The organism is Inquilinus sp. Marseille-Q2685 (assembly GCF_916619195.1).
In the GTDB taxonomy this organism is placed as follows: Bacteria; Pseudomonadota; Alphaproteobacteria; order DSM-16000; family Inquilinaceae; genus Inquilinus.
Genome location: NZ_CAKAKL010000002.1, coordinates 109,974 through 130,854, shown reverse-complemented (window position 1 = coordinate 130,854; position 20,881 = coordinate 109,974). Strand labels below are relative to the sequence as shown.

The 20,881-nt window shown below is 71.1% G+C and carries 20 protein-coding genes; 5 read left to right on the top strand and 15 right to left on the bottom strand.

Annotated features, from left to right (window positions below):
- Window positions 1–72: 72 nt before the first annotated feature.
- Window positions 73–2,154 carry a 3-hydroxyacyl-CoA dehydrogenase NAD-binding domain-containing protein gene (locus LG391_RS09525; protein ID WP_225767775.1) on the top strand — a complete coding sequence of 694 codons (2,082 nt, stop codon included), beginning with the start codon at window positions 73–75 and terminating at the stop codon, window positions 2,152–2,154.
- 215 nt (window positions 2,155–2,369) lie between these two features.
- Here LG391_RS09525 and soxA read toward each other — a convergent pair whose 3' ends face one another.
- The 12 genes from soxA to LG391_RS09465 form a co-directional block, all read right to left on the bottom strand.
- Window positions 2,370–3,143 carry a sulfur oxidation c-type cytochrome SoxA gene (gene soxA, locus LG391_RS09520; protein WP_225767774.1) on the bottom strand — a complete coding sequence of 258 codons (774 nt, stop codon included), beginning with the start codon at window positions 3,141–3,143 and terminating at the stop codon, window positions 2,370–2,372.
- Entirely contained in the window at window positions 3,143–3,463 is a 321-nt protein-coding gene (gene soxZ / locus LG391_RS09515) for a thiosulfate oxidation carrier complex protein SoxZ (protein WP_225767773.1), read from the bottom strand. The genes soxA and soxZ overlap by 1 nt, the downstream gene beginning before the upstream one ends.
- Window positions 3,460–3,909 carry a SoxY-related AACIE arm protein gene (locus LG391_RS09510; protein ID WP_225767772.1) on the bottom strand — a complete coding sequence of 150 codons (450 nt, stop codon included), beginning with the start codon at window positions 3,907–3,909 and terminating at the stop codon, window positions 3,460–3,462. Before LG391_RS09510 ends, soxZ begins: the two co-directional genes overlap by 4 nt.
- A gap of 150 nt (window positions 3,910–4,059) precedes the next feature.
- Window positions 4,060–4,485: a sulfur oxidation c-type cytochrome SoxX gene (gene soxX, locus LG391_RS09505; protein ID WP_225767771.1), complete on the bottom strand. Its 426-nt coding sequence runs from the start codon at window positions 4,483–4,485 to the stop codon at window positions 4,060–4,062.
- 5 nt (window positions 4,486–4,490) lie between these two features.
- On the bottom strand, window positions 4,491–5,717 hold the full coding sequence (locus LG391_RS09500) for an NAD(P)/FAD-dependent oxidoreductase (RefSeq protein WP_225767770.1): 1,227 nt from the start codon (window positions 5,715–5,717) through the stop codon (window positions 4,491–4,493).
- Between the two features lie 16 nt (window positions 5,718–5,733).
- Window positions 5,734–6,033 carry a c-type cytochrome gene (locus tag LG391_RS09495; protein WP_225767769.1) on the bottom strand — a complete coding sequence of 100 codons (300 nt, stop codon included), beginning with the start codon at window positions 6,031–6,033 and terminating at the stop codon, window positions 5,734–5,736.
- A complete protein-coding gene (locus tag LG391_RS09490) occupies window positions 6,030–8,204 on the bottom strand; it encodes a molybdopterin cofactor-binding domain-containing protein (RefSeq protein WP_225767768.1) in 2,175 nt (724 codons plus the stop codon). Before LG391_RS09490 ends, LG391_RS09495 begins: the two co-directional genes overlap by 4 nt.
- A gap of 11 nt (window positions 8,205–8,215) precedes the next feature.
- On the bottom strand, window positions 8,216–8,689 hold the full coding sequence (locus LG391_RS09485; RefSeq protein ID WP_225767767.1) for a (2Fe-2S)-binding protein: 474 nt from the start codon (window positions 8,687–8,689) through the stop codon (window positions 8,216–8,218).
- 85 nt (window positions 8,690–8,774) lie between these two features.
- A complete protein-coding gene (locus LG391_RS09480) occupies window positions 8,775–8,951 on the bottom strand; it encodes a hypothetical protein (protein ID WP_225767766.1) in 177 nt (58 codons plus the stop codon).
- A 134-nt stretch (window positions 8,952–9,085) separates the two neighbouring features.
- Complete coding sequence (locus LG391_RS09475) at window positions 9,086–9,457, bottom strand: cytochrome c family protein (protein WP_225767765.1); 372 nt, start codon at window positions 9,455–9,457, stop codon at window positions 9,086–9,088.
- Between the two features lie 39 nt (window positions 9,458–9,496).
- Window positions 9,497–9,838: a hypothetical protein gene (locus tag LG391_RS09470; RefSeq protein WP_225767764.1), complete on the bottom strand. Its 342-nt coding sequence runs from the start codon at window positions 9,836–9,838 to the stop codon at window positions 9,497–9,499.
- Between the two features lie 275 nt (window positions 9,839–10,113).
- The gene (locus LG391_RS09465) at window positions 10,114–10,773 is read right to left on the bottom strand and encodes an adenylate/guanylate cyclase domain-containing protein (RefSeq protein ID WP_225767763.1); all 660 of its coding nucleotides are present in this window, start codon (window positions 10,771–10,773) and stop codon (window positions 10,114–10,116) included.
- 182 nt (window positions 10,774–10,955) lie between these two features.
- Here LG391_RS09465 and LG391_RS09460 point away from each other — a divergent pair, with 182 nt between their 5' ends.
- Both LG391_RS09460 and LG391_RS09455 read left to right on the top strand, forming a co-directional pair.
- A complete protein-coding gene (locus tag LG391_RS09460) occupies window positions 10,956–11,675 on the top strand; it encodes a response regulator (protein ID WP_225767762.1) in 720 nt (239 codons plus the stop codon).
- Complete coding sequence (locus LG391_RS09455; protein WP_225767761.1) at window positions 11,672–13,111, top strand: HAMP domain-containing sensor histidine kinase; 1,440 nt, start codon at window positions 11,672–11,674, stop codon at window positions 13,109–13,111. The genes LG391_RS09460 and LG391_RS09455 overlap by 4 nt, the downstream gene beginning before the upstream one ends.
- Before the next feature lie 25 nt (window positions 13,112–13,136).
- Here LG391_RS09455 and LG391_RS09450 read toward each other — a convergent pair whose 3' ends face one another.
- The 3 genes from LG391_RS09450 to LG391_RS09440 form a co-directional block, all read right to left on the bottom strand.
- Window positions 13,137–13,565, bottom strand: a complete 429-nt coding sequence (locus LG391_RS09450) for a hypothetical protein (RefSeq protein ID WP_225767760.1) — start codon at window positions 13,563–13,565, stop codon at window positions 13,137–13,139.
- Window positions 13,566–13,598: 33 nt separating this feature from the next.
- Window positions 13,599–14,360 carry an SDR family oxidoreductase gene (locus tag LG391_RS09445; protein WP_225767759.1) on the bottom strand — a complete coding sequence of 254 codons (762 nt, stop codon included), beginning with the start codon at window positions 14,358–14,360 and terminating at the stop codon, window positions 13,599–13,601.
- 135 nt (window positions 14,361–14,495) lie between these two features.
- Window positions 14,496–16,439: an ATP-binding protein gene (locus LG391_RS09440; RefSeq protein WP_225767758.1), complete on the bottom strand. Its 1,944-nt coding sequence runs from the start codon at window positions 16,437–16,439 to the stop codon at window positions 14,496–14,498.
- Between the two features lie 166 nt (window positions 16,440–16,605).
- Between LG391_RS09440 and LG391_RS09435 the strand changes: the two genes are divergently transcribed.
- Together LG391_RS09435 and LG391_RS09430 are read left to right on the top strand one after the other, a co-directional pair.
- On the top strand, window positions 16,606–20,229 hold the full coding sequence (locus tag LG391_RS09435; protein WP_225767757.1) for a PAS domain-containing protein: 3,624 nt from the start codon (window positions 16,606–16,608) through the stop codon (window positions 20,227–20,229).
- A complete protein-coding gene (locus tag LG391_RS09430; RefSeq protein WP_225767756.1) occupies window positions 20,226–20,870 on the top strand; it encodes a response regulator transcription factor in 645 nt (214 codons plus the stop codon). The genes LG391_RS09435 and LG391_RS09430 overlap by 4 nt, the downstream gene beginning before the upstream one ends.
- Window positions 20,871–20,881 lie beyond the last annotated feature (11 nt).

Below are 20,881 nucleotides of genomic sequence, written 5' to 3'. Positions count from 1 at the left end.
TCCGGCTTGCGGATCAATGACATCGCCTATACCGAAGGGATGCCGATGTGATCCGCCGACGGGGGAGGACCGATGGAGAAGGTGCGCAGCACGGTCGAGGACGGCATCGCCGTCGTCACCATCGCCAGCCCGCCGGTGAACGCGCTGGACGCCGGCGTCCGCGCCGGGCTGGCCGAGGCGGTGCGCCGCGCCGATGCCGACCCGGCGGTCCGCGCCATCGTCATCGCCGCCGAGGGCCGCACCTTCATCGCCGGCGCAGATATCGGCGAGTTCGGCAAGCCGCCCGTGCCGCCCTCCCTGCCTGACGTGATCGACGCCCTCGATTCGGTCGGCAAGCCGGTGGTCGCCGCGATCGGCGGCGCGGCCTTGGGCGGCGGGCTGGAGGTGGCGCTGGGCTGCCACGCCCGCATCGCCGGCCCGGCGGCCAAGCTGGGCCTGCCCGAGGTCAAGCTGGGGCTGATCCCCGGCGCCGGCGGCACCCAAAGGCTGCCGCGGCTGATCGGCGCCGCCCCGGCCTTCAGGCTGATGGCGGAGGGCAACCCGGTCCCGGCGGCCGAGGCGCTGGCGCTGGGCATCGTCGACGCGGTGGCCGAGGGCGACCTGCTGGCGGCCGCCAGGACCAAGGCGCTGGAGCTGGCCGGGGCCGACGCGAAGCGGCGGACCCGCGACCTGGACCGGCAGTTGCAGCCGGGCGGCCGCGAGGCCTTCGAGCAGGCGGCGGCCGAGGCGCTGAAGCGCAGCCCGGACCTGCCGAACATCGCCACCCTGGCCGAGTCGGTGCGCGCCACCTTCACCGAACCCTTCGAGGCCGGGCAGGCGCTGGAGCGCGCCCGCTTCACGGCCCTGGTCGCCGACGATCGGTCCAAGGCCCTGCGCTACGCCTTCTTCGCCGAGCGCGAGACCGCCCGCGTGCCGGGGCTGGCCAAGGACACGGCGCGCCGGCCGGTCGACCGGGCCGCGGTGATCGGCGCCGGCACCATGGGCGCCGGCATCGCCCTGTGCTTCGCCAATGCCGGCATCCCGGTGACGGTGATCGAGACCGGGGACGAGTTGCTGGCCCGCGGCCTGGACCGAATCGCCAAGACCTATGCCGCGTCGGTCCAGCGCGGCAGCCTGTCGGCGGAGGAGCGGGACCGGCGGATGGCGCTGGTGACCGGCAAGGTCGGGCTGGAGGCCGCTGCCGACGCCGATGTGGTGGTCGAAGCCGCCTTCGAGGACATGGATCTGAAGCGGCAGATCTTCGGCACGCTGGACCGCGTCGCCAGGCCCGGCGCGGTGCTGGCCACCAACACCTCCTATCTCGACGTGAATGAGATCGCCGCCGCCACGTCCCGGCCGGGCGACGTGCTGGGGTTGCATTTCTTCAGCCCGGCCAATGTCATGCGCCTTCTGGAAGTTGTGCGCGGCCGCGCGACGGCGCCGGAGGTGCTGGCGACGGCGCTGGATCTCGGCAAGCGGCTGGGCAAGGTGCCGGTGGTGGTCGGCGTCTGCCGCGGCTTCGTCGGCAACCGCATGCTGGCCCGCCGTACCCAGGAGGCCGAGCGCCTGCTGATCGAGGGCGCGCTGCCGCACGAGGTCGACGCCGCCCTGACCGGCTTCGGCTTCCGCATGGGCCCTTTTGCCGTGAGTGACCTGGCGGGGCTGGACATCGCCTGGCGCAACCGCAAGTCGCTGGGCCAGACGGCGCCGGTGGCCGACGCGCTGTGCGAGGCCGGGCGCCTGGGCCAGAAGGCGGGCCGCGGCTACTACCTCTATCCCGAGGGTGCCCGCAGCGGCGTGCGCGACCCGGAGGTGGAGGCGCTGCTGCAGCAGGTCTCCGCCCGGCTGGGCGTCACGCGCCGCCCGATCCCGGCCGAGGAGATCGTCGAGCGGCTGGTCCATCCGATGGTCAATGAGGGCGCCCGGATCCTGGAGGAGGGCATCGCCGCCCGTCCCGGCGACATCGACGTCATCTGGATCAACGGCTATGGCTGGCCGGCCTGGCGCGGCGGCCCGATGTACCACGCCGACCAGGTCGGGCTGAAGACCGTGGCGGCCCGGCTGGAGGCCTTCGCCGCCGCCCGCGGCGAACCGGCCCTGGCCCCGGCGCCGCTGCTGCGCCGCCTGGCCGAAGAGGGACGAGGGTTCGCCGGCTGGACCGCGCCGGCGCGTTGAGCGGGCGTTCCCGCAGGGATGGCTTCGGCGGCTTGGTCTTCTTGCCTTGACGGCGTTTTGAAAAGGTCTCGCAAGCGGGACCTTTCCAGAATTCGATCACCCGAACTGACCTGTGTTTTCCGCTCTCCCCCTACCCTTGCGGGAGGGGGAGTGTGGAAAGCAGAGGTCGAGTCGAACGGCAGACGGGCGGGGGCGGCCGGGGGCGGCCATCAAAGTCAGGGGCGCACCCCCGGCGTCTCGACCGGCAGGCCTTCGGCGCGCGAGCGCAGATAGAGCTCGAGCGCCGTGAATTCCGGCGCGCCCCAGGCGTAGGGCTCGGCCCGCACGCCGATCATGCAGTTGCGCATCCGCCGCTGCAGCGACCCGACCGACTGCCATTCGAGGCGATAGATCGGATAGCCGGTCGGATGGGCCTGCGGGATCATGCTGCCGCCCAGCTTCTGTCCCCAGCGCTCGTCATGGCAGGCGGCGCAGGACAGATCGAGCTGGCCGATCCGCCGTTCGAACAGGCGGCGTCCCTCCTCGACGAAAGGCGCGAGTTTCGGGTCCGTGACCGGCTCCACCGGCATCCCGCGCGACTGGTGGGCGACATAGGTCGTCAGCGCCAGCAGCTCCTGGCTTTCCGCGGCAAAAGGTTCGGCCCCCTGGCGCGACCGGCGGCACTGGTTGATCCGGCCCTGCAGGTCGATCGGCCGGCCGGTCGCAGCATCGAAGGCGGGGCTGCGGGCGGCGACGCCGCGCATGCTTTCGGCCGCGTCGCCATGGCAGCCGGAGCAGGAGACGCCGGCGGCCCCTGCGGGCTGCTGCCACAGCGCCTCGCCCTCCATCACCCACAGCATGCCGGGATTGGCGGTGTCGTCGCGCTGCAGCGCCTGCGTCTCCGGCGCCATGAAGTCGAAGCCCGAGCGACGGTCGGCCACCGGGGCCTGGCCGCCGACCGCGAGCGCTACGCCGAGCAGCAGCAGCGCCCGACACGACCGTGTCCGCATCAGGTGACGGTGATCTCGACCGCCGCCCGCTCGACCGTGCCGTCATCGGCGGTCCAGGCGAAGTCGATCGTCCCCGACTCCGTGGCCACGGTGGTGAAGGCGATGAAGGGGTTGGCGGACATGGCCGGGAACAGCTCGGCCGAGAACACCTCGACGCCGTTATAAAGGCAGGTGAAGCGGTGGATGATGTCGCGCGGGATCGGCTGGCCGTTCGGGCCGAGGCGATACCCCGTCTCCATCTTGTGCGCGATCATCGCCTTGATCTCGATGACCTCGCCGCGCCGTGCGGTCTTCGGGGCGTTGATCAGGGCGCGGGTCACGACAGGTCCTCAATGCAGGCGGCGAGCGTCACGATCACGTCGGCCTCGGCCGACCAGACGCTGCCGTCGCTCATCTCCGCCAGGGCGACGACGGTCTGCGAGGTGGCGAGGCGGACCCGGGTCGAGACGCTGGCGCGGCCCGAGCGCGGGCCGAGATGGAACACCGCCATGTCTCCTTGAGGGTTCTTCTCGTTGAACAGGCCGATGCGGCGGACGTGGTCGGCCTCGGTCATCGGGCTGTCCACCGCCACCGTGACGCCGACGGCATTGCCGTTCTCGACCAGGGGCGGGATGTCGAAGCGCACCCGGCCCGGATGAATCTCCGCCTCGCCGGCGAAGCCGCGGATCACCTCCTCCAGCGACGGCCGGGCCCGGGCCGGCGAGGGGACCAGCGCCAGGGCGAGGAGGCCCGCGCCGGCCGCCAGCACGCCGCGGCGGGGGAGCAAGAACTGCCCGGAGATTCCAACACCGTCATTGCGAGCGCAGCGAAGCAATCCAGGGGCCGCTCGCACCGGCCCCTGGATTGCTTCGTCGGCTTCGCCTCCTCGCAATGACGGTGTTGGGGGACGGGTGCTTCGCTGGACCTCGGCCATCCCTCACTCCCTCAACGTCGCGAGATAGGCGATCACGTCCTCGATCTCCGCCGCCGTCAGCACCGGCTTGCCCTGCCAGGCCGCGGCGACGCGGGCGAAGCCTTCGGTCCGGACATAGGACGGCATGATCGACTCCGGGACCAGACGCTTCATGTCGACCACCCTGAGGCGCAGTTGCCCTTCGTTCAGGCGCGCGCCGATGCCCTGCAGGTCCGGCGCCAGGGTACCCTGCTGGTGCGGCGGGGCGAAGGGGCCGGCATGGCAGAGCGAGCACAGGCTGCGCTGCCGGTCGGCCATCAGCGCCTGGCCGCGGGCCGGATCGCCGGGCCGCCCGGTCAGCGATCGCGGGATGGCGTCGCCTTCGACCGCGTAAGGCTCCGCGGCCGCCGGCGCCGCGGCGGCGAGCACGGCCAGGACCAGAGAGGCCACCCCTCTCATCCGAACACCGATCCGGTGATGGTCTGGAACCAGGCCTCGGCGTAGCGGGCCTCCAGCTCCCGGACCTCCGGCGGCGCGTCGAGCGGGCTGGTGCCGCCGGCGCCCTCGACCTCGCGCAGCAGCCCGTCTGCCGGCCGGTACACCCCGGCGACCGAGATGCCGTAGCCCGGCGCGACCAGGCTGTAGCAGGTGTTGACCAGCTTCTGCTCCCCCGGCGTTTCGCCGCGCAGCAGGCCGGCGACGGCGGCGGCGCAGACCTGGGCCTGGGCGTTGGCGGCGAAGGCGGATTTCGGCATGGCGCCGGCGATGGCGGCGTCGCCGATCACATGGATGCCGGGCTGCAGCCGCGATTCGAAGGTGACCGGATCGATCGGGCACCAACCGGTCTGGTCGGCGACGCCGGCGGCCCGGGCGATGGCGCCGGCCCGCTGCGGCGGGATGACGTTGGCGACGTCGGCGCGGTGGCTGCCGAATTCGGTGACCAGCGTCTTCGCCGCGACGTCGACCTCGGTCACCTTTCCGCCGGAGGACAGCGGCACCCATTCCAGGAGGCCCGGATACAGGGCGTCCCAGGCGACCTGGAACAGCCGCTGCTTGGAGAAGGCGTCCTTGGCGTCGAGCACGATCAGCTTCGAGCGCGGCTTGCGGGTCTTGAGGTAATGCGCGATCAGGCTGGCCCGCTCATAGGGCCCGGGCGGGCAGCGGAACGGGTTGGCCGGGGCGGCGATGGCGACCACGCCGCCATCCGGCATCGCCTCCAGCTGCCGGCGCAGCAGCAGCGTCTGGCCGCCCGCCTTCCAGGCATGCGGCATCGCCTCGGCGGCGGCCCGGTCGTAGCCGGGCAAGGCGTCGAAGCGCAGCTCGATGCCGGGCGCCAGGACCAGCCGGTCATAGGCGAGCTCCGACCCGTCGTCGAGCCGCACCCGCCGGTACCGGGCATCGATCGCGGTCGCGCTGCGGTGCACGACCTCGACGCCGTCGCGCCGCAGCCCGTCATAGCCGAAGCGCTGGGCGTCGAGGTCGCGCAGTCCCGCGATCACCTCGTTGCTGAAGGGGCAGGCAGTGAAGCGCTCTTCCGGCTCGACCAGCGTCACCGCCACGTCATGGCGGCGCAGGGCGCGGGCGCAGCCGGCGCCGCCGAAGCCGCCGCCGACCACGACCACCCGCGCCGTGCCCTGCCCCAGCACGGACGGCGCCCAGAGCACCGCCCCGCCGGCGGCCATGCCCCGGAGGATGGCCCTACGGCCGGGCCGCATGGTCCCGGTGAGTCCCGGCGGCGAGCCATTCCGCGATCGCACGCGTTTCGTCATCCGTGAAGCCCCTGGCGATCCGATCCATCACCGTCGCCGGCCGCTCGCCGCTGCGGAACGCCGCCATGGCCGCGGCGATCTCCGCGGCCGGGCGGCCCTCAAGGCTGGGCACCGGCCCCGACCCGCCCGGCGCGTGGCAGCCGGCGCAGGAGGCCGCGCCGGAGGGCTGCGCCGCGGCCGGAGCCGCGGCCAGCACCCACAGTGCGGCCAGGATCAGGCGCGTCGTCATGCGCTCTTCAGGTCGTGGTTCACCAGCGGCAGGGTGCGGATGCGCTTGCCGGTGGCGGCGAAGACCGCGTTCAGCACCGCCGGGGCCGCGACCGCGATGGTCGGTTCCCCGACCCCGCCCCAGAAGCCGCCGGACGGCATGATGATCGTCTCCACCGCCGGCATCTCGTCCATGCGCAGCACGGTGTAGGTGTCGAAGTTCTCCTGCTCCATGCGGCCGCCGTTCACGGTGCATTCGCCGTAGAGGCAGGCCGACAGCCCGTAGACGAAGGAACCTTCGACCTGCCGCTCGATCTGCGCCGGGTTGACGGCATGGCCGGGATCGGTCGCGGCGACGATGCGGTGGATGCGGAGGCGCCCGTCGGTGACCGAGACCTCCGCCGCGGCGGCGACATAGCTGCCGAAGCCCATGATCTGGGCCAGGCCGCGATGCCGGCCCTCCGGCGGCGGGCTGTCCCAGCCGATCCCCTGCGCCACCGCCTCCAGCACCGCGAGATGCTTCGGATGGTTCGCCATCAGCTTGCGGCGGAAGGCGAGCGGGTCCTGCCCTGCGGCATGGGCCAGCTCGTCGATGAAGCACTCCAGGTAGACGGCGTTCTGGTTCAGGTTGACGCCGCGCCAGAAGCCCGGCGGCACCGGCGGGTTGCGCATGGCGTGGTCGACCAGCAGGTTGGGGACGGTGTAGCCGATCACCCCTTCCGCCCCGCTGCCGACCAGGCCCTGGAACACCACCGGGTCCATGCCGTTCTGCATGCCCTCCGGCCGCACCGCCGCCAGGATCGACTGGCCGGAGATCCGCATGTGCAGCCCCACCAGGTTGCCGTCCGCATCGAGCGCCCCGGTCAGCTTGCACTGGGTGGTCGGGTGATAGGCGCCGTGCAGCATGTCTTCCTCGCGCGACCACAGCAGCTTCACCGGCGTGCCGGGAATCTGCCTGGCGATGCGCACCACCTGCCGCACATAGTCCTGGAAGTTGCCGCGCCGGCCGAAGCCGCCGCCGAGATGCATCTTGTACACCTCGCACTGCCGCACCGGCAGCTCCGCCGCCTCGGCCGCCGCCGCCAGGCTGGCCTCGCCGTTCTGGGTCGGCGTCCAGACCTCGCAGCGCTCCGGCGTCCACACCGCCGTCGCGTTCATCGGCTCCATGGTGGCGTGGTTCTGGAACGGGAAGGCATAGACCGCCGTCACCGTCTTCGCCGCGCCGGCGATCGCCTGGCGCGCGTCGCCCGCCTGGTTGCCGATGAAGGCATCGTCCGCATCGAGCCCGGCGGCCAGCATCTCGGCGATCGAGGCGCTGGAGACGCCGGTGTTCGGCCCCTCGTCCCAGACCACCGGCAGGGCGTCCAGCGCGGTCTTGGCCCGCCACCAGGTGTCGGCCACCACGGCGACCGCCGTGTCGTCGACCTGCACCACCTTGCGCACGCCGGGCATGCCGGCGACGGCGGCGGCGTCGAAGCTCTTCAGCTTGCCGCCGAACACCGGGCAGGCCTTGATCGCGGCGTTCAGCATGCCGGGCCGCACGATGTCGGCGCCGTAGACCTGCTTGCCGGTCAGCTTGTCCGCCGTATCCAGCCGCGGCAGCGGCTTGCCGGCGATGGTCCAGTCCTTCGGGTCCTTCAGCCGGACCTCGGCCGGCGGCGTCAACTGCGCGGCGGCGGCCGCCACCTTGCCGAAGGTGGTGCTGCGGCCGCTGCCGGCATGGGTGATCACGCCCTTGTCGACGGTGCACTCCGCCGGCGGCACCTGCCATTCCGCCGCCGCGGCCGCGACCAGCATCTCGCGCGCCGCCGCCCCGCCCTTGCGGACATAGTCCTGGGATTCGCGGATGCCGCGGCTGCCGCCGGTGGAGAAGTTGCCCCAGATCCGGTCGCGGGCGACGTTCTCGCCCGGGGTCGGGTATTCGGTGGTGACGCGGGACCAGTCGCAGCCCAGCTCCTCGGCCACCAGCTGGGCCAGGCCGGTCAGCGTGCCCTGGCCCATCTCGGAGCGGGCGATGCGGATCACCACGGTCTCGTCCGGCCGGATCACCACCCAGGCGTTGACCTCGGGCACCGCCTCGGCCGCCAGGGCCTCGCCGGCGAAGGGCACGCGGAAGCCCAGCGACAGCCCGCCGATCGCGGCGGCGCCGCTGACGATGAAGCCGCGGCGCGAAATGCTCTGCACGATCGTCATCGTCGCCTCCCTCAACCGCTCTGGACCGTGCCGCCGTCGGCGGCGGCCTGCTTGATCGCCGCACGCACCCGGTTATAGGTGCCGCAGCGGCAGATGTTGGTGATCTCCGCCGAGATGTCGTCGTCGGTCGGGCTCTTGTTCTGCTGCAGCAGGGCGGCCGCGGCCATGATCATGCCGGCCTGGCAGTAGCCGCATTGCGGCACGTCGAGGGCGAGCCAGGCCTTCTGCACCGGGTGCGACCCGTCGGGCGACAGCCCCTCGATGGTGGTGATCTGCTGCTCCGGCGCGATCGCGCTGACCGGCATCGAGCAGGAGCGGGTGGCGACGCCGTCGATATGCACGGTGCAGGCGCCGCATTGCGCGATGCCGCAGCCGTATTTGGTGCCGGTCAGGCCGATCTGCTCCCGCAGCACCCACAGGAGGGGCGTATCGGGCTCGACATCGACGCTGCGCTCGGTTCCGTTGATCCTGAGAGTGAAGGCCATGGCTGCCTCGCGGTTGAGCTGGGTGGGGCCGGAACGCCGTCACGCGGCTGGCGGGCACCGGCCGGACGCCGATGCCCGCTGCGCCTCAGCTCTGGCGCGCGTCGGACGCCGGGGCCGGCGCCGTCGTCGTGGTGGCCGGGGTGCTCTGCGCCCCGGCGGTGGTGTTGCGCTTGATGCAGCCGTCGCCCTGGGCCAGGGCGGTGCCGATGGTGGCCAGCAGGGCGAGGCCGGCCAGGACCGGAACAGGGATTCTGGTGAGCACGACACGTCTCCTGTGGTGGTTGCACGGGGGAAGCCTGGGCGCCGGCTGTCGCAGAACCTTGTCCGGCGGCCCCGGCCTTTGTCGCGAGCCGTCTCGAAACGGCCCGCTGACACGGTTTGATACAAATTCCCGGCTCAGCGGCCGGACAGGTAGGCGATGACGGCTTCGCGCTGCGCGGCGTCGGCGAGGCGGACCGTCATGCTGGTGCCGGGCACCGCCTTGCGCGGATCGGCCAGGAATCCGTCGAGCGACCGGGCGTCCCAGGTGATGCCGGAGTCCTGCAGGGCCTTGGAATAGCGGGCGCCCTCGACGCTGCCGGCCTTGCGGCCGATCACGCCGGCCAGGCTGGGGCCGGCCCGGTTCTGCCCGGGGTCGAGGCTGTGGCAGGAGGCGCAGCGCTGGCGGAAGGCGCGCTCGCCCGTCGCGGCATCCTGCGCGACGGCGGGCAAGGGGGCGCCGAGCAGCGCCGCGAAGGCCAGCAGCATGGCCGGACGGGCCGAAGTCATCACGAAACAAGTCTCCATCGGTCGGGGATCGGTCGGCGGTCAGGCATGGCCCCGCGGCCGCGGGGCCAGGATGAAGGGCGCGGTGCCCTGGACGGTGGACGCCCGGCAGTCCTGCGCGCCGGCGGTCAGGCCGATGCCGGGCAGGCCGGCCGAGAGATAGACCGGCTCGCCCACCGGCTCGCGGCCGATGATCGCGGCGACGCCCAGGATCGCCAGCAGCCCGCAGGCCGCCAGCCAGCTGGCCGCCACCTCGTCCCAGCTCAGGGCCAGCCGGTCGACCGGCGGGCTCCAGCCGGGCTCGATGCGCTCGGGATCGATCGCCGGGCCGGCCGCGAGAGCGGCGCCGGGCCCGGCAGGCCGGATCTGTGTCGCGTCATGCATGGGGGTCATCCCTTTCGCTGAGAGCGTGACCCGGAATTCGCCCCGGCGGCCGTCTGACGCGGCTTTCTGCGCTTCCGGTGTTCACGGACCTTCATGTCCGCTGCGCTCCGGTTCTCGAAAGCCACGCCAGCCGCCTCACCGGAACGAATTCCAGGCCACGCTCTAATGCTCACGCACCATGCCGGCCGCTTGTCGCAGAACTTTGCCCGGGGGCCGGCGGGTTTGTCGCGGAATGTCGCGGCCCGGACCGGGCCGGACAGTTTGATACGATCGGCTCAGGCGAGACTCGCGGCCCGGATCGCGACGCCTTCCGCCCGGCCGGGGATGTCGGCGCGGCCGGCGGCGGGGAACCAGGCCAGCCGGCCCTCCGCCGGGTCGTGCACGGCCACGGCCCGGAACAGCTCCTCCGAGACGATGATGTCGCTGCGGTGGGTCCGGGTCATCCGCTCCAGCCGGTGGGCGACATTCACCGTGTCGCCGAAGGCGCCGAGCTTGTCGTGCCCGGCGGCGCCGACCCGGCCGATCATCACCGGGCCGGCATGCAGGCCGACGCCAATGCGCAGCGGCAGGCCGTCGCGCCGCGCCAGGTTCCATGCCTCGATCTCCTCCAGCATGGCGAAGCCGCAGCGCAGGGCGGAACAGGCGGCGACCGGCGCCGGGCTGCACCACACCGCCATGATCCCGTCGCCGATCGGGTCGCCGATGGCGGCGCCGTGATCCGCCACCGCCTGCGCCATGCGTTGGTGGAAGCCGGACAGGAGGGCGAAGGTGCCCGCCGGCTCCAGCGTCTCGCACAGCCGGGTGAAGCCGACAATGTCGGCGAACAGCACCGCCGCGAAGGCGGAGCGCGGTGCCGCGGCCCGGTCGGGCCCGAGGCCGGCCGCGCGGAGCACCGGCATCCGCGCGCCGAGGCCGTCCCATCCGAATCCCAGCATTGCCCTCGACCATCGCTGTTGCGCTGACCGGGGCACTATGGCCGGCAAGTGTCGCAGGGATCTGTCGCCGGACCGGGTTTTCGGTCACCGACTGTCGCAAACCCAGGATCCGAGACAATCTGATACAATTTCCTGCGCGGGGTCTGGCGCCGTTTTCGGTATGTTCGGCCGTGGAGCGCAGCATGGAATCCGTACCGCACATCGCCGTCGTCGACGACCACCGGGACATCCGCGACCTCGTCGGCAAATACCTGTCCCAGCACGGCTACAGGGTCAGCGTCGCCGAAAGCGCGGCGGCGCTGCGCCGCCTGCTGGAGCGCAGCGCGCCCGACCTGATCGTGCTCGATGTCATGATGCCGGGCGAGGACGGGCTGTCGCTGTGCCGCTACCTGCGCGGCACCGGCGACGTGCCGGTGATCCTTCTGACCGCGATGGCGGAGGACACCGACCGCATCATCGGCCTCGAGATCGGCGCCGACGACTACGTCACCAAGCCGTTCAACCCGCGCGAGCTCTTGGCCCGCATCAAGGCCGTGCTGCGCCGGGTGAACAGCCTGCCGCCGCAGCGCGGCCGGCTGAAGGCCAAGGCGCTGCGCTTCGACCGCTGGCTGCTGGATGTCGGCCGGCGCGAGCTGGTCGGCAACGACGGGGTCGCGGTGCCGCTGAGCACCGCGGAGTTCCGGCTGCTGAACGCCTTCCTGGACCATGCCGGCCTGGTGCTCAGCCGCGACCAGCTCCTGGACCTGACCGTCGGCCGCGCCGCCGACAGCTTCGACCGCAGCATCGACAACCAGGTCAGCCGCCTGCGCAAGAAGATCGAGGCCGACCCCAAGACGCCGGCCCTGATCAAGACCCATTGGGGCGGCGGCTACAGCTTCGTGGCGGAGGTCGAGCCGGCATGAGGCGGTGGTGGACGCACAGCCTGGCGGCCCAGTTCATCGGGCTGATGCTGCTGGCCCTTGCCTTGTCGCAGGGCATCGGCTTCCTGATCTCCTGGGACGAGCGCGGCCAGGCGCTGAAGGCCGCGGCCAAGAGCGAGTTCTTCAGCCGCACCGCGTCGCTGGCCCGTCTCTTGGAGGCGACGCCGCCGGCGCTGCAGGACGACATCCTGAGCGCCAGCGGCACCACCTACAGCCGCTTCTGGGTGTCGGCCGACGGCCCGGGCGACGCCATGGCCTGGCGGCGCGAGGCCTGGACCCAGCTGGCCAAGCCGCTGCCGAACCTCACGCCCTGGGGGCCGAAAGCCCCGAAACACGACAAGGACAAGCCCCAGGATCGGCAGGAGACGGCGCAGATCCTCGGGATCGGCACGGCCACGGCGGCCGTCACCACGCCCTGGGCGGACGTGCCGGCCCATGCCTGGCCACTGTCGGGCCCGGCGAAGTTCCTGTATCTCGACGCGGCCTATGGCATGGGCCTGTCGGTGGAGCTGGGCAACGGCGCGTGGCTGAACAGCGCCTACGCCAAGCCGAACGGCAATTCGTTCTGGACCAACCAGTCTGTGGTGTCGGTCGCGGTCACGGCGATCGTGCTGTCGGTGTTCGGCATCGTCGTCGCCCGCGGCATCGCCCGGCCGATGCGGCGCCTGGCCGTCGCCGCCGAGGCGCTGGGCCGCGGCGAATCCGTGGCGCCGCTGCCTGAGGCCGGCCCCGACGACATCCGCAACACCGCCGAGGCCTTCAACCGGATGCAGGAGCGGCTGCAGCGCTTCGTCGAGGACCGCACCCGGATGCTGGCGGCGATCGGCCACGACCTGCGCACGCCGCTGACCTCGCTGCGCCTGCGCGCCGAGTTCGTCGCCGATGCGGAGGAGCGGGAGAAGATGCTGGCGACGATCGCCGAGGTCCAGAAGATGACCGAGGCGACGCTGGCCTTCGCCCGCGAGGAGGCGACGGCCGAGGGCACCCGGACGGTCGACCTGCCGGCGCTGGTCGAGAGCCTGTGCGACGACCTGGCCGAGCTGGGCCAGGACGTCACCTTCCGGGAGGGGCCGAAGATCAGCTACCGCTGCCGGCCCGATGCGCTGCGCCGCGCCATCCGCAACCTGGTGGAGAACGCGGTCCGCTACGGCGAGCGGGCCCGGGTCCACTTGGCGCGCACCGACGACGCCGTCGAGATCGTGATCGAGGATGACGGGCCGGGGATCCCGGACGGCGTCGGCGAGCAGGTGTTCGCCCCGTTCTTCCGGATCGAGAACTCCCGCAACCCGGAGACCGGCGGCGTCGGCCTCGGCCTGTCGATCGCCCGCACCATCGTGCGCCACCATGGCGGCGACATCGTCCTGGCCAACCAGGCGAAGGGGCTGCGCGCCACCATCAGCCTGCCGCGCGTGGATTAGGCCTGGAGCATGCTCAGGCGCGGGGTCATCGGTAGGTCTCCCTCAGGAAAGGGCTGGTGGAGCGGTCGTCCGCGATCGCCCAGAGGGTCAGCAGCGCCCCGAGGGCGGCCGGGAGCGTGACGGCCGGGAAGTCGCGGATCAGCACCGACGGCCCGCAGATGCCGACGGCGACCTCCCAGTAGTGGAACAGGGCATGGCCGCCGAGCCACAGGGTGGGGGCCGCCCAGGAGATCACGCGGTATCGCGGCTCCACGACGCCGAACAGGTAGGCGGCGCCGACGAACAGGAAGATCAGGCCGATGTCGCGGATGAAGTGCTGGTTGAACGGGCCGGTCGTGGTCACGCCGGGCACCGCGACGTACCAGGCCTCGGGCGAGACGAGCATGAAGACGCCGTTCGCCAGGGCCAAGATCCCCATGAGCACGGCCGCGCCGATGCAGAGAGGCTTCAGCATCGCTGGGTCCTTTCCTGCTGATGGTGCCGCCGGCTACTTCTTCGGCGGCGGGGGAACGTTGGCGAGCCACCAGTCGAAGCTGGTGGTGCCGAGGCGAGCGTCCGGGCCGGGCATCAGCGACCTGTCGTCCACCTGGACGCCGGAATAGGTCGCCGCCGGATCGGTGATCACCCGGCGCGGATCCTTGTCGAATTCGAGGACCCTGGCGACCAGCTCGTCAAGATGGAACGGGGCGGGCCCGGCCACCTCCCGCATCCCGTTCACCGGCGCGGCCAGCGCCGCCTCGGCGACCGCGGCCGCGACGTCCTGCGCCGCCATCGGCTGGAACAGCGTGTGCGGCAAGCGCACGGCGCCATCCGTCGTGGAGAGGTCCGCGATGCCGCGGATGAACTCGAAGAACTGGGTGGCGCGAAGCAGGGTGTAGGGGATCGGCGATGCCTTGATCAGGCTCTCCTGCGCCAGCTTGGCGCGGAAATAGCCGTTGTCCTGCAGCCGCTCGGTCCCGACCACCGAGAGCGCGACGTGATGCCGGACGCCGGCCTTCACCTCCGCCGTGACGATGGTCCGGCCGGCGGTCCGGAAGAACTCCATGGCCGGCCCGTCCTCGAAGGACGGCGAGTTGGCGACGTCGACGACGACGTCGGCGCCCGTCAGCGCCTCGTCCAGCCCCCGGCCGGTGACGGTGTCGACGCCCGTGGCCGGCGCGGCGGCGAGGGCCTGGTGGCCCTTCCGGCTCAGCATGGCGACGACCTTCGAACCGATCAGGCCGGTCCCGCCTATGACGACGATCTTCATGGTTCACCTCTCGAACGGGCCGGGCTCGGCACCAGGAAACGAGAGGAGGATCGTGGATTCCGGGCCCCCTCCACCATTGTGCCGACCGGTCATCCGGCACGCCGAAGGATGGGTCATCCTGTCCCTTGGCACAGGTCAGGCCCCGGCCGTCCCCTGCTGGCCCTGCCCCCTCGCGGGCTCGGCGGGAAGCCAGAGCCGGAAGCATGCGCCGCCCTCGGGGCGGTTCGAGGCGGCGATGCCGCCGCCATGCGCCGTCATGATCGACCGGCAGATGGCGAGGCCGAGGCCCATGCCTTCATCCCTGGTGGTGAAGAAGCCTTCGAAGATGCGGTCGAGATCTTCCTCCGGGATGCCGGGCCCGTCGTCCCGGACCGTGCAGACGACCTCGCCCGCGGGGCCGAGACCGGTGCCCAGCTCAATATGGCCGTCCTGGGCGCCGGCCTGGCCGATGGCCTGGACGCCGTTGACCAGCAGGTTGACGATCGCCTGCTGCAGTTGGACCCGGTCGCCGATCACGCGGGGCAGGCCGAGGCCGAGCTTCGTCGACAGCCGGATCGCGCGGCTTTCTATGTCGTGGCGAAGGAACGGCAGCGCCTCTTCGACCACCTCGTTCAGGTCCAGGGGGCGCCATTCCGGCGCGTGCCTGGCCGTCATGGCCCGGATCCGCTGGACGATCTCATTGGCATGGCGGGCGCTGGCGACGATGCGGGTCGTCAGCTGGGCCACCTTCGCCAGGTTCGGCTCGTCGCGCGAAAGCCAGCGCAGGCTGGTCTCCGCGTTGGTGAAGATGGCGGCGAGCGGCTGGTTCACCTCATGCGCGATCGAGGTGGCGAGCTCGCCCAGGGTCGAGATCCGGGCGGCGCGTGCGAAGTCGGCCTGGAGCTGGCGCAGCTGCGCCTCGGTGCGGAGCCGGTCGGTGACGTCGTCGAGGCTGACGACCGTGACGTCCCGCAGCTCCGGCGGCGCGGGATAGGTCACCGCGAACTGCACGTCGCGCAGCCGGCCGTCGAGCCTGCGGAGCTTGATCAGCTCGGCATGGCTGCGGCGGCCTTCGAAATGCGCGACCATGATCCGCCGGGGCGTGTCCGGGGACGCTTCGAACAGGTAGTCCACCGGTCCGAGGAGATCCGCTGCCCTGGCCGCCCCGAACAGCGCGGCCGCGCTGGGATTGATCTCGGTGACGCGCACGCTTCGCTTCGCCAGATCCAGCAGCTCCGGATGGCTATCCAGGTACGAGTCGAGGTCGTAGACGCCCTCGGCCTTCAGCCGCGCGAAGACCGGCACCATCGCCGTCGCGTCGATCCGCAGCAGCGGGTTGGGCATGTGGCGGATGAGGTTGCGGTACCGCTCCTCGCTGGCCCGCACCGCCCAGTAGGATCGAGGGTCGCGCACCGGGCCCGTCACCGTCACCCGCACGATGCCGGCGCCGTCCTCATGCAGGCGCGAGACCGTGACCACCGGATCGCGCAGCAGCAGGGAGCCGATCCCGCGCGTCCGCTTCGCGCCGGGAGACCGGTCGGTCGCGACCTCGGCGATCATCTCGGCCAAGTCGGCCCTGCTCTCGGGCGGCCAGAAATCGGCGATGGGCCGCCCGATCATCTCGTCGCGGCCGCCGAAGCCGCCCAGCAGGTGCACGCCCCGCTCATCGAGATCCACGACGAGGGCGCGCCCCAGCACGCCCCCGACCCAATCCGCCCGGCACAGCTCGCCACCGGCCATCCGGGACGTCATGAACCGACGGACGCCTGCCGTGTCGAGCGTCCAGAGCGCCGCCGCCAGGCGCGGGGCATCCGCGAAGGCCTCCGCGTCAGGGTCATCGTCGAAAGGGAGCGTCTCGTCCATGTGAACCACCGGGGGCTTGTCTCCCGCGCCCTGATCACCGGGCCCGCCGCCCTGGCCCAAGGCCACCGCCCTGAGGTGATCGAGAAGCACGCCGTCATCATCGACGATTGCGATCACGGGCACCTTGGACAAGCGGCCCTCGTTGAGGCGGCTGGACCACCATGTCGCGCCATCCGCAATCTCTGCGTAACTATCCCGTGGTTTAGGTGGGTTCTTCCTCACGACGCGGATTGTCACCGCCGTTACTTTGGGGGACCGCCCTCATTGCAATACATGGATTTCCATGATGTGCGGCCGGATCCCGGCGGGAGTAGGGTGTGGTGAGATTTCCGCCAACCCCGATATCGAGGGCAGGTGCTATAGGACGCGCTGATCCCAGGCTTCCTTGTTGCAGGAGCAGCCGATGATGCGTGTCTGGTCGCACCGTCCCCAATTCCTGCACCTGGGACTGTTTGTTGCGGCCTATATACTGGCCGCCGGATTCGCCCAGTCGCTGGCCATCGTCCCCGGGACGGGCATCTCCATCTGGCCGCCGGGCGGGCTGTTCATCGCCACGCTCATGCTCTCCTCCGGCCACAGCTGGCCGTGGTGGGTGCTGGCGGGCTGCCTGGCCGAGCTGTTCGCCAATATCGTGTGGTTCCACAGCCCGCTGCCGGCGGCCCTGCTGATCTATGCCGGCAACGCCCTCGAAGCGGCGGCCGGCGCATGGATGGTGAACCGGGCCTGCGGGCGGCCGGTCCGGCTGGAAACCCTGCGCGAGGTCCTCGCGCTGATCGTGCTGGGCGCCGGGCTGGCGCCGGTCATCAGCGCGACAGTGGGGAGCGCGACACTGGCGTGGTTCGGCATCCAGTCGCAATCCTTCGCGGCGGCCTGGCCGCTCTGGTGGATCGGGGACGCCACCGGGATCCTGATCGTGGCGCCGCTGGCGCTGGTCGTGTTCGAGAGCTGGCGCAGCAAGGCCCGGATCTCGGCCGCGCAGTGGGCGGAAGCCTGCGTCCTGGGGCTGATCTTCCTGGGTGTCGCCGTGCTGTCCCTGAGCGGCTATCTGGCCTTCGCCTACATCATCATGCCGCCCCTGCTCTGGGCCGCCGTGCGCTTCGAGTTCAAAGGCGCCGTCGTCACCCTGATGCTCCTGGCCCTGATCACGGCGGGCTTCACGATATCCGGCGCCAGCCAGTTCGCCGGCGATCCCGAGTCCCAGAGGCACAAGCAGGTCATGCTGCAGCTGTTCCTGGCGATCTCGGCATTGTCGGCCCTCATCGTGGCCGCGATATCCCGGCAGCACCAGCTGGCGGTGCTCGGGCTGCGCCGGAGCGTGGACGCCCTGCGCGACCGGGAGCGGGAGCTGTCGCAGCTCGTGGACATGGTGCCGAGCCATGCCTGGCGGCTGACGCCCGACGGCGAGCCGACCTTCTTCAACAAGCGCATGGTCGATTTCCTCGGCCTGGACGTGCCGGACACGGACCGGCCGGGAATGACCCGGCTGGCCGCGATGATCGAGGCCTCCGTCCATCCGGACGACGCGGCGGCGTTCGGGGATGCGCTCCGCCGCTGCCTCGCCACCGGCGAGGTCTTCGCCATGCGATACCGCCTGCGCCGCCACGACGGCGTCCACCGCTGGATGTCGAGCCGCGCCGAGCCGCTGCGGGACCAGGACGGGCGCATCGTCCAATGGTACGGCCTGTGCCACGACATCGACGACCAGGTGAAGGCCGAGGAGGCGGTGCGGCGCAGCGAGCGGCAGCTGCAGGAGATGATCGACGCGGTGCCGGTCCGCATCTGGAGCGTGGCGCCGACGGGCGGACCGCTCTACTTCAACAAGCGGTACCAGGACCATCTCCGCTCCGTCATCGCGGACCCCGAAGCCCTCGAGGAGCCGCGCATCGAGACGATGCTGCAGGAGCTGATCCATCCCGAAGACGCCCCCGCGGTGCAGCGCACGTTGTGGGGCTGCTTCGAAACCGGCAGCGGCACCGCGATGCGGTTCCGCTGGCGCGAGAAGGACGGCGCCTATCGCTGGGCGGAGTGCCGGGTGGAGCCGCGGCGCGATGAAACCGGAAACGTCGCGCAATGGTACGGCGTTTCCCTGGACATCGACGACGAGGTGCGCGCGCAGGAGGCGCTGCGCGACCGGGAGCGCGAGCTCTCCCAGCTCGTGGACATGGTCCCCGTCCAGATCAGGCGCCTGACGCCGGAAGGCGAGCCGATCTTCTTCAACAAGCGCCTGCTGGATTTCTTCGGCCTGAGCGACCTGGCGCAGCTGGACAAGCCGGAGATGAGCCGGCTGGCAGCAGCGATACGGGGTCTCGTCCATCCCGAGGATGCGACCCGCCTGCTGGACACGGTCCGCCGCGCCCTCGTCACCGGCGATCCCTTCTCCATGAAGTATCGCATGCGCCGCTGGGACGGCGTGTACCGCTGGGTCGACAGCCGTGCGGAACCGCTGCGGGACCAGGGAGGAGCGATCGCGCAATGGTACGTGATCTCCCTCGACATCGACGACGAGGTGCATGCGCAGGAGGCGTTGCGCACCCGGGAGCGGGAGTTCTCGCAGCTCGTCCACATGGTTCCGAGCCTGCTCTGGCGGCTGAACCCGGAGGGAGAGCCGGTCTTCTTCAGCAAACGCATGGTCGAGTTCCTGGGCCTGGACGTCGGGGATTACGACAGGCCCGGGATGAGCGGGCTGGCGGCCGCCATCGCGGCGTTCGTCCATCCCGATGATGCCGCCCGGCTGAGGGAGGCGCTCGACCGCTCCATCGCCACCGGCGAGACCTTCTCCCTGACCTATCGCCTGCGCCGCGCGGACGGGGTCTATCGCTGGATGTCGGGCCGCGCCGAGCCGCTGCGGGACGAGAGCGGACGCATCCTCCAGTGGTACGGCCTGTCGCACGACATCGACGACCAGCTGCGCGTCGAGGAGGCGCTGCGGACCAGCACGCAGCAGCTGCAGCAGATGATCGACGCCGTGCCCGTCAACATCCTGAGCTTCGGCCCCACGGGCAAGATCACCTCCGCCAGCAGACGCTATCTCGAGCAGGTCGGCGCGCCGCCGGAGCACATCGAGGACTTCGAGGCGCTGGCCCGGCACCTGGCCCACCCCGACGACCTTCCGAGAATGCTCGAGAGGGCCTTGGACGGCTTTGCGACCGGACGGCCTTTCGTGAACCGGTTCCGCCGCCTCGACAAGCGCGGCCTCTATCCCTGGATCGAGGCGCGCGCGCAGCCGCTGCGCGATGCGGACGGCACGATCGTGCAATGGTATATCGCGTCCATCGAGATCGACGACGAGCTGCGCGCGCAGGAGGAGCTGCGCCTCGCCCGGGAGACCCTCGCGCGCGCCAGCCAGGCGGCCAGCCTCGCCGAGCTCTCCGCCTCCATCGCGCATGAGGTCAACCAGCCGCTGGCGGCCGTCGTGGCGAACTCGCATGCCTGCCAGCGCTGGCTCACGGCGGATCCGCCGAATCTCGAGCGCGCGCAAAGGACGGTGGAGCGCATCATCCGCGACGCCAACGGCGCCGCCGACGTCGTGAGCCGCATCCGCGCCCTGTTCAAGCAAACGGTCGAGACGAGGCATGCCACGGCGCTGGGCAGCGTCGTCGCGGAGGCGCGCGACCTGATGGCCGGGGAGGCGGCGCGGCGCCACATCCGCCTGGATGTCGAGGTCGACGGGGAACTGCCCCCCGTGGCGCTCGACCGCGTCCAGATCCAGCAGGTCCTGATCAACCTGATCCGCAACGGCCTGGAGGCGATGGACGCCGTTGCCGATGGCGGGGTTCTGCGGCTGCATGCGCACCGGACCGGGACCGCGGTTCAGATCGAGATCAGCGACCGCGGCCGGGGCGTCGAGTTTCCAGAGAGGATATTCGAGCCGTTCTTCACGACCAAGGAACACGGGATGGGCATGGGGCTCGCGATCTGCCGCTCGATCGTGGAGTCGCATGGCGGGCGGCTCTGGGCGGAGAAGAACGAGCCGCATGGATCGACCTTCATCTTCACATTGCCTGTCGAAGCGAAAGCGATGTCATGACGACGGACGACCATATCGTCTTCATCGTGGATGACGACGCGCGCATCCGGGAAGCGCTCGGCGAGCTGCTGGAGTCGCACGGCATGCGCGCGATCGCGTTCGGATCGGCCGGCGACTATGTCGGCGCGCCCAAGCCGGACGCCCCTGCCTGCCTGATCCTCGATGTCGAGCTGCCGGACATCAACGGCCTCGATCTGCAGGGGCAGATCGCGGAGGGCGATCATCCGCCGATCGTCTTCATCACCGGCCATGGCGACATCCCGTCCTCGGTGCGCGCGATCAAGCACGGTGCCGTGGACTTCCTGACCAAGCCCTTCAGCGATGCGGACCTGATGGCCGCCATCCACGCGGCGATCGCCCAGGACCGGACCAACCGATCGGAGCGCGCCGAGCTGCGCGCGCTGAGACAGCGCTATCTCGACCTGACGCCGCGCGAGCGCGAGGTGCTGCCGCTGGTCGTGAGCGGCCTCCTCAACAAGCAGGCCGCCGCCGAGCTCGGGATCAGCGAGGTCACGCTGCAGATCCACAGAAGGAACGTCATGCAGAAAATGGCCGCGGCATCGCTTGCCGATCTCGTGCGCATCGCGGAACGACTGGAAATTCCGATCACCCATTCGCGGCGACCGGGAGGGATCGAGTGAGCAAGCGAAGA

Coding starts and splice junctions, on each gene's coding strand:
- LG391_RS09450 (WP_225767760.1), bottom strand. CDS start 13,565: ATGCTGAAGCCTCTCTGCATCGGCGCGGCCGTGCTCATGGGGATCTTG.
- LG391_RS09475 (WP_225767765.1), bottom strand. CDS start 9,457: ATGACTTCGGCCCGTCCGGCCATGCTGCTGGCCTTCGCGGCGCTGCTC.
- LG391_RS09485 (WP_225767767.1), bottom strand. CDS start 8,689: ATGGCCTTCACTCTCAGGATCAACGGAACCGAGCGCAGCGTCGATGTC.
- LG391_RS09465 (WP_225767763.1), bottom strand. CDS start 10,773: ATGCTGGGATTCGGATGGGACGGCCTCGGCGCGCGGATGCCGGTGCTC.
- soxA (WP_225767774.1), bottom strand. CDS start 3,143: ATGCGGACACGGTCGTGTCGGGCGCTGCTGCTGCTCGGCGTAGCGCTC.
- LG391_RS09500 (WP_225767770.1), bottom strand. CDS start 5,717: ATGGCCGCCGGCGGGGCGGTGCTCTGGGCGCCGTCCGTGCTGGGGCAG.
- LG391_RS09490 (WP_225767768.1), bottom strand. CDS start 8,204: ATGACGATCGTGCAGAGCATTTCGCGCCGCGGCTTCATCGTCAGCGGC.
- LG391_RS09470 (WP_225767764.1), bottom strand. CDS start 9,838: ATGCATGACGCGACACAGATCCGGCCTGCCGGGCCCGGCGCCGCTCTC.
- LG391_RS09435 (WP_225767757.1), top strand. CDS start 16,606: ATGATGCGTGTCTGGTCGCACCGTCCCCAATTCCTGCACCTGGGACTG.
- LG391_RS09455 (WP_225767761.1), top strand. CDS start 11,672: ATGAGGCGGTGGTGGACGCACAGCCTGGCGGCCCAGTTCATCGGGCTG.
- LG391_RS09460 (WP_225767762.1), top strand. CDS start 10,956: ATGGAATCCGTACCGCACATCGCCGTCGTCGACGACCACCGGGACATC.
- LG391_RS09525 (WP_225767775.1), top strand. CDS start 73: ATGGAGAAGGTGCGCAGCACGGTCGAGGACGGCATCGCCGTCGTCACC.
- LG391_RS09445 (WP_225767759.1), bottom strand. CDS start 14,360: ATGAAGATCGTCGTCATAGGCGGGACCGGCCTGATCGGTTCGAAGGTC.
- LG391_RS09430 (WP_225767756.1), top strand. CDS start 20,226: ATGACGACGGACGACCATATCGTCTTCATCGTGGATGACGACGCGCGC.
- LG391_RS09495 (WP_225767769.1), bottom strand. CDS start 6,033: ATGACGACGCGCCTGATCCTGGCCGCACTGTGGGTGCTGGCCGCGGCT.